Genomic DNA, 14,967 nt, shown 5'->3' with positions numbered 1-14,967 from the left:
AAAATTATACCGATTGGGGTCATATTTTTTCTTACGTTTTTTGCGGTTCTTCTTCTAAGCCCATAAATTGAAATCTTTTAAAATTTCATTCGCTGTATTCTTACTGCATTTAATATAGCCAATAACGCTACACCTACATCTGCAAAAACAGCTTCCCACATCGTCGCCAGTCCTCCAGCTCCGAGAACAAGTACAATCGCTTTTACACCGAATGCCAATCCGATATTTTGCCAAACAATCTTTTTGGTCTGCTTACCGATATTTATAGCCATTGGTATTTTGCTGGGCTTATCGTCTTGTATCACCACGTCTGCTGTTTCAATGGTGGCATCGCTTCCCAATCCGCCCATTGCGATACCCACATCGCTCAACGCCACAACAGGGGCATCGTTCACACCGTCGCCCACAAAGGCAACACTTTCGCCTTTGGCTTTGATTTCCTTAACCCGATTTACTTTATCTTCGGGCAATAGGTCGCCAAAGGCGTTGTCTATGCCCAACTGCTCTGCCACATATTTTACAACGGTGCTTTTATCTCCGCTAAGCATAGTTGCTTTAATATTGAGCTTGTGCAATAGGTCAATAGTTTGCTGTGCATCTTCTTTTATGCTGTCTGCAATCGTGATATAACCGACAAATTTGTTATCGTAGGCTACAGCAATAGTCGTATATACAATGCTGTTCGGGTCTAAATCGTACTGTATGCCGAACTTGTTCATCAGTTTGAAATTGCCGACCAATAAATCTTTACCGTTTACGGTTGATTTCAGTCCGTGCCCAGCGATTTCCTCGGTATTTTCCAAACGGATTGTATTATCGGGCTTGCCAACGTATTCGTGAATGGCAGTCGCTACGGGGTGAGTACTGTGGCTTTCCAATATATTGACCATTTGCAACATTTCATCTTTGTTGAATGCCGGGTCAAATACAACCTCCTGTACTTTGAAAACGCCCTCCGTCATCGTTCCCGTCTTGTCCATCACGACGTTTTGGATATTGGAAAGAGCATCTAAGAAGTTACTGCCTTTAAATAAAATACCGTTCCGTGAAGCGGCTCCGATACCCCCGAAATATCCTAAAGGGATGCTTATGACCAATGCACATGGACAGGAAATGACCAAGAATACCAACGCCCTGTACAGCCATTCTTTAAATAGATAGTCAGATACGAAAAAGTATGGCAACAGGCAAATGGCTATCGCTAAAAACACCACAATAGGTGTATAGATTTTGGCAAACTTGCGGATAAAAAGCTCCGTTGGTGCTTTCTGCGAAGTGGCATTCTGTACCAATTCCAAAATCTTGCTCAGCTTACTATCGGTGTATGCTGTGGTAACCTTGACCTGCGATACGGTATTCAAGTTTATCATCCCTGCTAAGACGACCTCACCTTTGTTTTTGGTGTCGGGTTTGCTCTCACCTGTTAAAGCCGAGGTATTGAACGATGATGTTTCGGACAATAGTTCTCCATCCAATCCCAATTTCTCCCCTGGCTTTAGCTGTATGATTTCCCCGATCTCTACGGTCTCTGCCTTTACGGTGTGCGGTTCGTTGTTTCTCAACACCGTTACTTCATCGGGTCTTTGGTCGAGCAATGATTTAATATTTGCTTTGGCTCTTGACACAGCCATTGTCTGGAATACTTCGCCTATCGAATAGAACAGCATAACGGCGACACCCTCGGGATATTCGCCAATGGCAAATGCACCGATAGTGGCAATTCCCATAAGGAAAAACTCGGAGAAAACCTCGCCTTTACCAATGCTTTGTACGGCTTCTCTGATAACAGGAAAACCGACAGGAGCATAAGCCATCACGTACCAAACAATCCTTACCCAATCGGTAAACCACGTTTGCGGAAACCAATTATCCATTGCGATACCTGCAAGCAACAGTACAAGGGAAATTAGGGCAGGCAGAAACATTTTGAAAACGTTGTCCGTACCTCCCGAATGTGAATGGTCGTGTCCGTCATCATCGCTGTGTTCTTCGTGCTTATGCTTTTTGGTACTGCAACATTCATCGTCCTGTATCAAGTGTTTTGCACCTGCTTTGGTGTATATTTTTTCTTCCTGTGTGCAACATAGCTGTTTGCCCTGTGCATCGTATTTGTGTTGATGTTCCATTTCTGTTTTGTTTAAATGTTAGCATCTGTCCGACCACTTCTTATTCTCTCCACATTGTTGTTCATGATATGCCGAACGATGTTCTTGGGAGAAAGTCTGTACCAAGTTCTTTTAGATAGTTTTCCATGATGCTTCTGTCTATGTATTACAAAGTTAAATAAGGAGAGCGTGCAATGCTATTGCAAACCCTCTTTTAAGCAATTCTCGCAAATGCCTTTACCGAACAACTTTATTTCGTCGATTCTGTAATCCCTCGTTTCACTTTGAGGGATTACAAAATCTTCTTTACAGGTCGTGTGCTTGCAAATCTTACAGTAGAAATGCAAGTGCCAATCTTTATGGGTCTTTTCATCACACCCGTCGTCGCATAGGATATACTTTGTCGTTGTATTCTCCTGTATGCTATGCACAATGCCTTTTTCTTCAAAAGTCTTCAAAGTCCGATAAATAGTGACCCTATCGGCTTTGTAAAAATGGCTTTCGATTTCTGACAGGGACATTGCCACTTGCTGTTGCTCCAAGAAGTCGTACACCAATATCCGCATACTTGTCGGATTGGTGTTTTTTTGCAACAATTTTTGTTCAATGTTCTTTTTCATGGCAAATAGATTATCAATACTCCCATCTGTACAGTTCTGCCAATGTGATATGTAAATTCATTTTTGTTTGCAGGTACTTTTGGGTCAGTTCAAAATACATGGACTGCTCTACCAAATATTCAAGGATCGTAATCTCTTTGAGGTCAACAGCCTTTTTCAACAGCTCAAGACCTCTGGTCTGCGAAATGGTGCGTTCCAACTCGTTCATGACCTTATAGAGTTCGCTTGCTCTGCTCTGCAACAGCTTCACTTGTAGGGTGTACTGACTTTGGGCGTTTTCCTGTGTTTCTTTCAATGCTTGGGTGTTCATCCGGGCATACTTCTTGGTGTTTTTTTGTTGCCACAGGGGAATGGTCATCCCAAAGCTCACGCCCCTAAAGTCTGCTTCAAATTCCTGTCCCCAAATATACCCCACATTAAATTCGGGCAGGGTCTGGGCTTTGGCCAATCTCTCCTGTGCTTCGCTCAGTTCTATCTGCTGTGTAACAGATTTGAGCACATCATTACTGGTCACAAAACGACTTTCCTCTGCAAACAGCATAGCCACATCATTGCTGATGTCTGGAAAATCTGTTGGCAGATTGACATAGGGATTCCCTTGGTTGTATCGCATCAGTTCTTGATAGGCCGTGTTCATTTCGATTACATTGAGTTCATGTTCCTTTTGGGCATTTACGGCATTGACCTGCGCCTTGTTGCGGTCAAGTATATTTACCCCTCCTGCATCGAAAGCTTTTTGGTACGATGTGGCTATACTTTCGGCATATTCCTTTTGCTGTTTGAGCACCTCTCCGAGCTGATTGTAATACACCCAATTCAAATAGGTATTGATGGCCTGATTGATAAGGTCGGCTCTATAGATATGGTAATCGGTGTTCACGATTTCGTTCTGTCTGTTCGATACATTCCTCTTATGTCCATAGACGGTCGGGAACTCGATGCTCTGCGATATGTTGTAATCCATCAATCGGCTTCTTGTAAACCGAATCGGTCTTGTATAGTTGACCCCAATCTGAGGATTGCTCGGTGTCAGCCCTGTCCGGTTCAACATTTTCTGCGCTTCGGCACTCTTTTGGTAGGCTATCAACCCTGTATTGTTGCTGTCGATAGCCTGTACGAGTGGTGCATAGTCTCCCTGCGCCTTTGTCTGGCCAATCAAGCCAAACAAAAACAGGAATACAGCTATGCACGTATGCAACGTTTTTTTATGATAGTGTTTCATGTGCTGTATCTTTATCTTTTGCGATCCATCCATATATAATTGGGATGACGACCATGTTCAACAATGTTGAGGTAACCAATCCTCCTAAAATCACCTGTGCCATCGGACTTTGAATCTCATTGCCCGGGGCATCTGCATTCAACGCTAACGGCAACAATGCCAGACCTGTGGAGATGGCCATCATCAATATCGGATTGAGCCTGTCCAAGGAACCTTGTCTAATGGCTTCGTTGACCGTATTGCCTTCGGCGACCAAGACATTGTAACGCTCGACAAGCAACAGTCCGTTTCGGGTGGCAATACCAAACAGTGAAATGAACCCGATAATGGCCGGTATGCTTATCACTCCCGAGGACAGCCATATAATGATAACACCACCGATGAGTGCCATCGGTAGATTGAACATAATCGCTGCGGCTTGCTTGGTGTCCCGGAACTGGTTATAAATAAGCAAGAAAATGATGAGTATAGCAAAGATGGATACGGTCATCAACGTGCGTGATGCTTGTGCTTCGCTTTCAAACTGTCCTCCGTATTGGATATAATAATCCTCGGGCAATTCAATCTGCTGTGCGATTCGCTCCTGTATTTCATTGACCACACTACGTAGGTCTCTTCCTGCGACATTTGCCCCGACGACGATATTCCGCTGTACATTTTCGCGGTTGATGGTATTCGGGCCGACAACAGATTTGATTTCGGCTACCTGTGACAAAGGGATTTTTTTACCGTTAGCGTCAATCATCAGGTTGGATATGTCGTCAATGGATGTCCGTTGGTCATTATTGACTTTGACGGTAAGGTCGAAAGTCCGTCCATCTTCAAAGACTTGGGAAACGACTTGCCCCGCAAGCATTGTCCCTACAAACTCCTTAAATTCGGGAACGGTAATTCCGAATTTTGCCATGATTTCCCTATTGGGGCGTATCATCAGTTGGGGACGTTCCACCTGTTGCTCAACGTTAAGGTCGGCTATTCCCTCTACATCCTGCACGGCAGATTTGATTTGGTTTCCTATGGAAAACAGTTTGTTCAGGTCTGCTCCGAATATCTTGATAGCTACGTTGGCTCTCGACCCCGAGAGCATCGCATCTATCCTATGGGATATGGGCTGTCCGATTTCAAGATTGACTCCTGATAGGTCTTCGAGTTTTTCCCGAAGTTCATTGGCGACCACATCTCTTTTTCTTTCGTCCAATACGAAAGGGGCTTCAATTTCGGAAACATTTACTCCCAAAGCGTGTTCGTCAAGTTCCGCTCGCCCCGTTTTCCTTACCGTAGTCTGTACTTCAGGAACGGTCAAGATAATCTCCTCTGCCATCCGGCCGATCCTATCGGATTCTTCCAATGAAGTCCCCGGTGTGGTCGCTACACTAATGGTAAACGAACCCTCGTTGAATGGTGGTAGGAATGACCGCCCAAATGTGGTAAATAGGGCAATTGATGCCACTAAGACCACTGCACAGGCTATGAGTACCGTTCTTTTGTAGTTCAATATCCATCCGAGCAATCTACTGTATCCAGACTTCAGATGTCTTGCCACAAAAGGCTCTTTATCTTCCTTTTTGTCTTTTTTAGCATCTTTGGCCAATAGGTAACTGCACAACACAGGTGTTAAGGTGAGTGCGATAACCGTTGAAGCAAAGAGGGAGACGATAAATGTCACGCCCAATGGGGTCAGCATTCTGCCCTCCATTCCCGATAGGAAGAAAAGGGGTAGGAACGAAGCTACGATGATAAGCGTGGAGTTCAATATCGGCATCCGTACCTCTTTGGATGCTTCATAGACCACTTTAAGGACGGACAGGCGTTCCGCAGGCGGTTTTAATCGGTTTTCCCGTAGGTGTCTAAAGACATTTTCGACATCTACAATGGCATCATCTACCAACGAACCGATGGCAATCGCCATACCGCCCAGACTCATCGTATTGATGGTCAGTCCCAATGCTTTTAATATCAATATCGAAGATAACAGTGACAAAGGAATGGCCAACAGGGAAATGACCGTCGTCCGAACATTCATCAAAAAGAAGAAAAGTACAATGACCACGAACAAACATCCCTCGTAAAGTGAAGATTGCACGTTGCCTATCGAGCTGTTGATGAAACGGCTCTGTCTGAAGGAGTCTGTCGATACGCCCACATCATTGGGCAGGTTTGCCTTTAGGTTTTCGATTTCTTCATCCAATTTGTCCGTCAGTTCCAAGGTACTGGTCGCAGGCTGTTTGGTCACGGTAAGGAGTACGGCAGGTTTTCCCTTTTCGGAAGCCAATCCCATTTTGGGTGCTTTGATCCCTATCTGTACGTCTGCTATATGTTCCAATAGGATGGGTTCGTCATTAACGGACTTCACAAGGGATTTGCCTAATAGTTCGGTATCATTGGAAGCCACCGCACCATTGATGATGTATTCATTGGCGTATTCATAGATGATACCGCCCGATTCGTTTTGGTTGAAGTTGTCCACAGCGGCAAGTGCTTCATCCAATGTCACTCCGTAGTGTTTCATACGGAATGGGTCGAGAAGTACCTGATACTCTTTGATGTCACCTCCCAATACGGTTACCTGTGCTACACCTCCTGTTGACAGTAATCTTGGCCTTATCGTCCAATCTGCAATCGTCCGTAGATCCATTAGACTTGTCGTATCGGCCGTCAGGCCGATGATGAGCACTTCCCCCAAAATGGAAGATTGTGGCCCTAAAGTTGGTTTTCCTATATTTTCGGGCAATGATTCGGCAACGGTGGCAAGTTTTTCGGACACTACCTGTCTGGCTTGATAGATGTCCATTCCCCAATCAAACTCGACCCAGACGACCGAAAAGCCTGTGGTGGACGAAGACCGAACCCGCCTTACATTGGTCGCACCGTTGACGGCGGTCTCCAAAGGAAAGGTCACCATACGTTCCACTTCCTCGGGAGCCATCCCGCTTGCTTCGGTCATGACGACGACCGTTGGAGCGTTTAGGTCGGGGAAAACATCTACCTCGATGTTGTACGCAACATATACACCTGCAAGTGTCAACAGGAGCGACCCCAAAAGAACTGCTAACCTGTTGTTAAGGGAGAATAAAATAATTTTATTTAGCATAGTTTTATCCTCCTTAATGACTGTGACCGTGTGGAATAGCCGAACTCATACTTGCAAGTTTCAGATGGTAGGCACTCGTCGCTACCAATTCCTCTCCGCTCGCTAATCCCGAAAGTATCAAAGCTCTCTTGCCGTCATCTGCTCCCTTTTTTATCTCTTTCTTCTTATAGATATGCTCCCTGTCCTTAACGTAGACAAAAAACAGCCCCTGTTCTTCTATAATAGCTGTCAAAGGTGCAGTGATAGCCTGTTCTATGGTGCGTGTCTTGAGATAGACCGTAACGAACGCACCTGTTAGGAAATGCCCTGTATTGTTGAACTCGAAAATAACGGGAATGTAAAAGGAAGAACCGTCCAAAAGTTTTCCGTATGAGACCAATTTACCGTTCAGTTCGTCTATGGAATAGCTTTCCCGGCCATTAGCTGTCTTGAAGTTGGCCGAGGTGATTTGCGATATGATACCTGCGTTCTGTTCGGATACATCCGCTTTCAATTGAATCCTTTTGTTCTTGGTTACCGTCAGTATAGGCTGTCCGACGCTGACATATTCACCATCGCTGACCAATAGGTTTTTGATATAACCCTGTGTGTTGCTCGTTATGTTCACACCACTACCTGTTGATTGGTTTGCGAGCGCATTGTATGCGACCTGTGCATTTTCATAATTGAGCTTAGCTTGGTTGTAATCGGCCATAGATATAAGGGTATCTTTCGCCAAAAGTTCGGCTCGCTCAAATTCTTTTTTTGCCGTTTCATACTGTAACCTGCTTTTTGCCACAGGGTCTCCATCCACGATGTTGCGAGCCGAAACGACCGCTATCCTCTGGCCATTGTTGACGGCAGTTCCTGCGTTCAATCCACCACCTGTAAACTTGATAATACCGCTTGTAGATGCTACTATGGTGCTTTCCTCACCAACGGGTGCAATGAGCTGACCGGAGGTTTTGATGATTTGATAGAACGGTTGCGGAGCAACTTTCTCTATGGTAAGATTTACCCGCTTCGCCTGTTCATCGGAAAATGCGACTTCGTTATCCCCAAGTTCTTCTTCGTCATGATCGTGTCCAGAATGGTCATCGTCATCTTGGCTGTGGTCATGCTCCGAATGGTCGTGGTCATCATGGCTGTGGTCGTGTCCCGAATGGTCGTGGTCATCACCGCTATGGTCATGCCCCGAATGGTCACTTTGGGTTGTTTCTTTATTATCTGATTGTTTTGTGGCAGAATTACACGCTGATAGAAGATATAACAGCACGAAGACGCCTAAAAATATTCTTTTCATTCGTTTTTTTGATTAATCATTAATTTAAAATGTAGATTATAAAGGCAATGAATCTGAGCTGTACCAAAGTAGCCCAAAAAGGAATTAGCCCGATACTTTTCCATATCAAGCTGTTATTGCCAAAACATTAAAAATTATGCATTAATCTTAGGCGGTTGCCATATTTCCCCAAAGTATCGGGGGATAAAAACAGGTTTATAATATGTAATAAACGTTGAAAGGTCAAAATCAATCACCTCACCTATGTCTGATAGGCTCTCTTGGAGAACTATTCCCGAAATAGCTCCACAGCAACCACATACGCAAAAGGGGGTACACATATCGGTAGTGTCTGAATGGTCGTGGTCATCATGACTATGGTCATGGTGGTTATGGGATGCTTCGGTCGTGTGTTCGTGACCATGAAATACATCTTCTTCAAAGTTGTCGTCACATGGTGTTACAAACAACACCATCATATACATAGCCAATATGGAAGAAAAGAATTTCATGTTATTGTCCAAAGTTAGTAAAAAACTTTTGCAATGGTATTGCAAAGTTGCATACGCTGAGATAATGTGTATTAAGATGCTTTGTAGTGTCCGCCTTAAGTCAACAATTATTATCTTTGTGTAAAGATATTCTTGAAGCGTTTTAGCTTTGAGTCCTGTACTGAAACTTAGGAACTTTCAATGCAACCGGGGCGACAAGTGGAAAACGCTCATGCTTTGGCGTGGGCGCGCTTATTGGTTGCCGGTTTCCTAAGACCTCAGTACGGTAAGTTGTTGCCTACGCTTTTTAAAAGACGGCAACGTGATGGTTTGAAATTAACTTTTTATAATATGGTGGCCGTAACACATTTCCCTAATTTCGAATACCCCGCCTCGGAAGTTTTCAAATACCTACATATCCTTCAAGATTTTACCTTGATGCTGAATGATGGGAATATTGTAAAATTTACTCCTGATGACGAGGATGCTTTTAAAAAATGGCTGGATGATAATGTAGTACAGAATATCAGAGAGGAAAAGGATTGGGTGGTGAAATAGCAATAAACCATATCACCGCCTGATAATATATTAACGTCTCCGTCTTCTTGGCTTTGTGGTTGTCCATATAAAAAACGCCCAGACACCAAAAGCTACGGCGTAACCCGGCCACGGGTTTTGCATACTCAAAGCGGCGAAATATCCAAATGTGGCAATGATACAGGTAATAAAAAATAAAATTACAGTTCTCATAGTATTTCAAATTTACGTTTTTTAATCAAAAAAGAACTACATGGGGGGTGATCCCCATGCAATTCGGTTACACTTATTAGGCAGCGATGTGCTCCGTTTTGTTCTCTTGTTGTTTTTTCTTCATCACCTTGATTTCAACTTTTCTAAGCTGTGCAATAACTTTCCGCTGTACGTCATCCACAATCTTCCAATCTTTGGCAATGTAAATATCTGTTGTGCGGTTACCCTCGTCAACGTGATTTAGTGCAAGAGCCACGTCGTCTTTGCTCATACGACAATCATTCCTTGCTGTGTTTGCAAATGTGTGTCTTGCCCAATACAAAGTAAGTTCGGGTATGCCGGTCAACTTTCGTAATTGCTCCATGCCTTTACATAATGCCCAATTAAGGGCATTGGCACTTGAATAGCGTTCACGTAATTTGCCTAAATATTTTTCCAATAAAAGCTTGGCTTCATCGACAATCTTAATACTGATAAAGGCATTGTCCTTACGCTTGCCCTGTGTCTTGGAACGGTTATAGTCTAAACGTCCGTTTCTAACATCACGTTCTGTTATTTGATACAGGTCTACGGCATTTATGCCACAAAGGTAGAACGAAAGTATATAAAGTTCCTTTGCCAATTCCGCACGGCTTCCGGGGACGGTTACACAATCCCGAATAGTCAAAACTTGTTCAAGTGTATTGTTCCTTTTCTTTGTGAGGGGTGAGGAACCAACCTTGTATTTCTTGAATGGATAATGCTTGATGCGGTATATTCCGAGGTCTTCGTTATTATACATTTCCCGTGCAGCATTGAACAATGTTCTTAAATCCCTCATGTGATTATGCAGTCCACTATCAGACAATCCTTTTTCGGTTGTGACAACTGGCTTGTTGTCTTGGTTGTAACGTGTCATTGTACGCTCTGATCTTAAATAACGCTCATACGTCATCAGCATATTTGAATTGATTTCCTTGATGGAAACTGCTGACCGATTAAAATAATCGACCAAACTGTTGCGGATTTTCCGGTGGTTGTTTGCGGTTCCGGTTCGATTTTCTTTTCTTAGACGTTCGATATGCTGATCGCAAAATTTGATAAAGTCGACATCTTCATCTTTGTCCCGTAGATAATCGCGTAGGGATTCAGCGGTAAAATAATCCAGCCGGTCGTCGAGTTCGCTAATCATCTTCCGATAATCCCGAAGCTGCTTCTCGACCTTGTCTGCGATAAACGGGTCTTTGACTTTAAAGTCTTTGGTTAATTGTTTCCTGACTACGAAATGAGTTGTGTCAAGATACTTTCTTAATCTTTTGTGCTGTACACAAATTTTCACATTGTAGGTGCCATCGTTTTTTTTGTGATGCTCGAACACCTTTGCACTAACGGTTGCCATAGTTCTTTCGAATAGGCACGTAAAAGCTGTAACACATTTGTAACACTTTTACGTGAAGTTCAACAAAAATCTATGCAAGTCTCGCCGTATCGAGGTATCCGAAATGGCGTAGAGCAGATGCTCCTAAAGTGCCCTAAGAAACGAAAAAAGCCGTTTTCCTTACGGGAAAACGACTTTTTCGACTTGTGCGCCCACCTGGGCTCGAACCAGGGACCAAAAGATTATGAGTCTTCTACTCTAACCAACTGAGCTATAGGCGCAGTGCAAACTATATATTGTTTTGCGGCTGCAAATGTACATATTTGCATATAGAAGTAGAAATTTTCATGAAAAATATCCGAAACATCATCCTTGATTACGGCAATGTCCTATTCGATATCGATTTCTCAAAATTGCGGCAATCGTTCATTGATCTCGGCATCTCGGACGTAGACGCTTTTTACGGCCACCGGGCTCAACACGCCCTATTCGATGCGTTTGACAAGGGCATCATCACCGCTGCTCAATTCCGCGACGAACTACGAAACGCCACAAACAACAGCGCGCTGAGCGACGAAACCATTGATACCGCATGGAACAGCCTGCTAATCGGCGTGAGGCCTCACCATCATGAATTGCTCCACCGACTGAAAACACAGTACCGTACCTTTTTACTCAGCAATAATAACGAAATCCATTATCAATGGATCATGGGTTACCTTAGCCGCGAATTCGGCCTCGCAGGCAATGAAAGCTTTTTCGAAAAGGATTACTATTCGCACCTTATGCGTATGCGAAAACCGGATGAAGAGATTTTTAAATTCGTATTAGACACCCATATGCTGAATCCTGCAGAGACGCTTTTCGTTGATGATAGTCCACAACATATCGAAACGGCCAGGAAATTGGGCCTCCAAGCGCATTTGCTGGATATCGACGACTCTTTGCCAAAGCTATTGAACCGATTGGGATATGCCGGTTGATTTCTGTATATTTACTGAAATAAAAGGAATGGAGGTCACACGATGTTCAACAAAAACACGCCCCAAATAGCCAGCCTGCTGCTGTCGGAGCCTTTTATGCTTGATCCAAATTTCCAGCGTTCGGTCGTGTTGCTATGCGAACACAACGACGAAGACGGAACCGTGGGGTACGTACTTAACCAACCCGCTACTATTCAACTCAGCGACGTCATGGGTGAGTTTCCGGATGCCGATTTCCCCTTGTTCCTCGGCGGTCCCGTGGCGCAGGATAGCATCCACTTCATCCACACATGCTACGACAAGTTAAATAGTGGTATCGGACTCGGAAATGGCATCTATTGGGGAGGCAACTTCGAAAGCTTGCAAATCTTGATAAAAAACGGTGACATCACCACAGATGAAATCAAGTTCTTCCTTGGTTACTCCGGCTGGAGCCCCGGCCAGTTAGCCAACGAACTGAAGGAAAATGCGTGGGTGATCAGCAACCATTATAACCCCGCCATCACCTTTGGAGATAATGGCGAGAACCTGTGGAAGGAAGCCATCGTGTCCCTTGGGCCGAAGTATGCTCACGTCGCCAACTTCCCCCAGAACCCCATGTGGAATTAAAGACAGGTTGAATCTAGGTGGAAGGGCGTATCCGCAACGGTTTGGTATCCTACCCCATTTTCCCTATCTTTGCGTGGCCTTGGGGCTACGTATGCCTCCATAATCTGCATATTCCTTTACGATCTCACCCCACATAAAGGAACAGGTCTTGGCTTTGTCTCAACCAAGCGCACAGCATTTCCATTGCGGATGCCGTTCGCTTATAAAGAAGGAAAAACGATGATGTTATTAGCAACTGATCTCGATGGCACTTTTCTCGGCGGTTCCCTCTCCAAAAAACGAAAACTCTATCGATTAATCAAGAACCAACCGGATATCAAGCTCGTTTTCGTCACCGGTCGAGGAATAGAAACCGTACTGCCCTTACTGCACGACCCCACCATACCAATACCCCACTATATCATTAGCGATGTAGGAGCTACCGTGGTGGACGGTCTGACGCTGGAACCTATCGCTACCATACAGTCTGAGATTGAGCAGCGTTGGCCCGACGAACACCTCTTGAAACAACAGTTAACCAACATCCCGGGCATCCAACCACAGGAAGTACCTCAACAACGGCGCTGTTCATTTTATTACGACGATAGTGCGGACCTCGAAGCGGTGCGTGAGATCGCTAACCGCTATCAATGTGACGTCCTCCTGTCTGCCGGCAAATACCTCGATATTTTGCCCGGCGGCGTCAATAAGGGGACCACGCTCAAAGAACTGATTAAAGCCATCGACTTTCCGGAAGACAAAGTGCTCGTGGCCGGCGATACCTATAACGATTATTCGCTTTTCGAAACTGGCTACAAAGGCGTAGCCGTGGGCAAGTCAGAACCGGCACTGCTGACGGCAATTGCCCACATGGACCATGTGTTCAAAGCCACCAAAGAAGGGGCCGGCGGCATATTGGAGGCGATGCTGCATTTCGAGCCCTTCCGTGGATACCAGCCCGTTCGGGAAAAGGAGGTCAAAAAAAAGGACATCAGCAACAAACAGCTCCTCATGGTGTACCACCGGTTGCCATTCGATATCATCACCGAAAATGGCAAGCCCAAGCGCGTCGCTCCGCGCAGCCCCAACGGCATCATCCCTTCACTCTTGGGCTTTTTCAATACGGGCCGGCCAGGGGTATGGATCGGCGAAGAAGTGGCCGGGTTGCTTGGGGATAACCCCGAACTTAGTCAGTACATTGATAAAAAGCGTTACCCTAACCTGAAAGCATCGATCATTCCGCTACCCAAAAAAGACATCGACCTATTTTATCGGGTATTTTCAAAAGAGGCTTTCTGGCCGACGATCTTCTCGTTTATCAGTAAAGCGCAGTTCAACCACGACCATTGGGAACATTACCTTAAAATCAACAAGTTGTTTGCCAAACGAGTAGCTGCCGAAGCCGAACACGGCGCATACGTGTGGATCCATGAATACAATCTGTGGATGGTGCCCGCTTACCTGCGGCAGCTACGTCCCGATCTCAAAATCGGCTTCTTCCACCATACGGCATTCCCCCCTGCGGATATTTTCAACATCATTCCTTGGCGCCATGAGATCATCGGCAGCCTGTTGCAGTGCGATTTTGTCAGCTTCCACATTCCGCGGTATGTCGAAAACTTCGTGGATGTGGTGAAAAGCCATGCACCCACCAAGGTGCTTAGCCGTGTCAACGCTGCCAAACAGTTCCTTACCTACAGTTGCGCACTCGGCATCGACCAGATGACCAAGCAGATAGCTGTAGGCGATAATACCATCCGGCTGGGCGCCCAACCCGTGGGCGTAAACATGGATAATATCCGCCGCATCTGCAAAAACACAGACACCGAAGCCCTTATAAACACCCTTCGCCAACAGACCGTTGGGAAGCGCATCGTGCTATCGGTAGAGCGGCTGGACTACGTGAAGGGGCCATTGGAAAAAATCGAGGCGTTCGGCGAATTCCTCGATGAGCACCCCGAATACCATGGCACATTGGAACTGATCAATATCTGTACACCCCCATCGCAGGGCATGAAAGTATATGAACGTATACAGGAAGAGTTAGAGCAAGCCGTGGGAAAAATAAACGGCAAATACGCCAGTATGGATTGGACCCCTATCCGTTTTTTCTTCCGGTCGGTTCCGTTCGAACAGGTCATTGCCTACTACGCCATTGCCGACGTGGCTTGGATTACCCCACTGCGCGATGGATTGAACCTTGTAGCGAAGGAATACGTGGCCGTACGTGGACTACAGGAGGATCCCGACGGCGTACTCGTTATCTCCGAATTTGCGGGCGCATCCGTCGAATTGCCCCATGCCATCCGCACCAACCCGTATGACGGCCGGAGTCTCAAAGACAGCCTGCACAGCGCATTGAGCTTAGACATAACCGAAAGGAAACTCCGCATGCAACGGCTGTTTGAAACCGTAAACCACTACGATGTGCAGCGCTGGGGAAAGGACTTCCTGGATGGGCTGAAAAAGGCGACGGCAACACGTACGCCCTGACGGTAG

General features: G+C 45.4%; 10 protein-coding genes and 1 tRNA gene. 4 read left to right on the top strand and 7 right to left on the bottom strand.

Annotation, left to right across the window (positions count from 1 at the left end):
* Positions 1-77: 77 nt before the first annotated feature.
* The 5 genes from U9S71_RS05540 to U9S71_RS05520 form a co-directional block, all read right to left on the bottom strand.
* The gene (locus U9S71_RS05540) at positions 78-2,126 is read right to left on the bottom strand and encodes a heavy metal translocating P-type ATPase (RefSeq protein WP_090624007.1); all 2,049 of its coding nucleotides are present in this window, start codon (positions 2,124-2,126) and stop codon (positions 78-80) included.
* Positions 2,127-2,302: 176 nt separating this feature from the next.
* Complete coding sequence (locus tag U9S71_RS05535) at positions 2,303-2,725, bottom strand: Fur family transcriptional regulator (RefSeq protein WP_090624004.1); 423 nt, start codon at positions 2,723-2,725, stop codon at positions 2,303-2,305.
* Between the two features lie 13 nt (positions 2,726-2,738).
* On the bottom strand, positions 2,739-3,947 hold the full coding sequence (locus U9S71_RS05530; RefSeq protein ID WP_177195010.1) for a TolC family protein: 1,209 nt from the start codon (positions 3,945-3,947) through the stop codon (positions 2,739-2,741).
* Positions 3,931-7,038: an efflux RND transporter permease subunit gene (locus U9S71_RS05525; protein ID WP_090623999.1), complete on the bottom strand. Its 3,108-nt coding sequence runs from the start codon at positions 7,036-7,038 to the stop codon at positions 3,931-3,933. Before U9S71_RS05525 ends, U9S71_RS05530 begins: the two co-directional genes overlap by 17 nt.
* A gap of 13 nt (positions 7,039-7,051) precedes the next feature.
* Complete coding sequence (locus tag U9S71_RS05520; protein WP_090623997.1) at positions 7,052-8,320, bottom strand: efflux RND transporter periplasmic adaptor subunit; 1,269 nt, start codon at positions 8,318-8,320, stop codon at positions 7,052-7,054.
* Between the two features lie 689 nt (positions 8,321-9,009).
* On the opposite strand from U9S71_RS05520, the gene U9S71_RS05515 reads away from it, so the two are divergent.
* On the top strand, positions 9,010-9,348 hold the full coding sequence (locus U9S71_RS05515) for a hypothetical protein (RefSeq protein WP_326325892.1): 339 nt from the start codon (positions 9,010-9,012) through the stop codon (positions 9,346-9,348).
* Between the two features lie 268 nt (positions 9,349-9,616).
* Here U9S71_RS05515 and U9S71_RS05510 read toward each other — a convergent pair whose 3' ends face one another.
* Both U9S71_RS05510 and U9S71_RS05505 read right to left on the bottom strand, forming a co-directional pair.
* Complete coding sequence (locus tag U9S71_RS05510; protein ID WP_090623991.1) at positions 9,617-10,918, bottom strand: phage integrase SAM-like domain-containing protein; 1,302 nt, start codon at positions 10,916-10,918, stop codon at positions 9,617-9,619.
* A gap of 186 nt (positions 10,919-11,104) precedes the next feature.
* A tRNA-Ile gene (locus tag U9S71_RS05505) sits at positions 11,105-11,178 on the bottom strand.
* 66 nt (positions 11,179-11,244) lie between these two features.
* Here U9S71_RS05505 and U9S71_RS05500 point away from each other — a divergent pair.
* The 3 genes from U9S71_RS05500 (at position 11,245) to ggpS (ending at position 14,961) form a co-directional block, all read left to right on the top strand.
* On the top strand, positions 11,245-11,880 hold the full coding sequence (locus U9S71_RS05500) for an HAD family hydrolase (protein WP_326325888.1): 636 nt from the start codon (positions 11,245-11,247) through the stop codon (positions 11,878-11,880).
* A 42-nt stretch (positions 11,881-11,922) separates the two neighbouring features.
* Positions 11,923-12,489 carry a YqgE/AlgH family protein gene (locus U9S71_RS05495; protein ID WP_326325887.1) on the top strand — a complete coding sequence of 189 codons (567 nt, stop codon included), beginning with the start codon at positions 11,923-11,925 and terminating at the stop codon, positions 12,487-12,489.
* Between the two features lie 219 nt (positions 12,490-12,708).
* Positions 12,709-14,961 carry a glucosylglycerol-phosphate synthase gene (gene ggpS, locus U9S71_RS05490; RefSeq protein WP_326325886.1) on the top strand — a complete coding sequence of 751 codons (2,253 nt, stop codon included), beginning with the start codon at positions 12,709-12,711 and terminating at the stop codon, positions 14,959-14,961.
* The last annotated feature ends 6 nt before the right edge of the window (positions 14,962-14,967 follow it).

This window comes from Parapedobacter flavus (assembly GCF_035818675.1).
Classification (GTDB): Bacteria; Bacteroidota; Bacteroidia; order Sphingobacteriales; family Sphingobacteriaceae; genus Parapedobacter; species Parapedobacter flavus.
The sequence above is the reverse complement of the archived record's forward strand: the minus strand, read 5'-3'. Positions and strand labels throughout refer to the sequence as shown.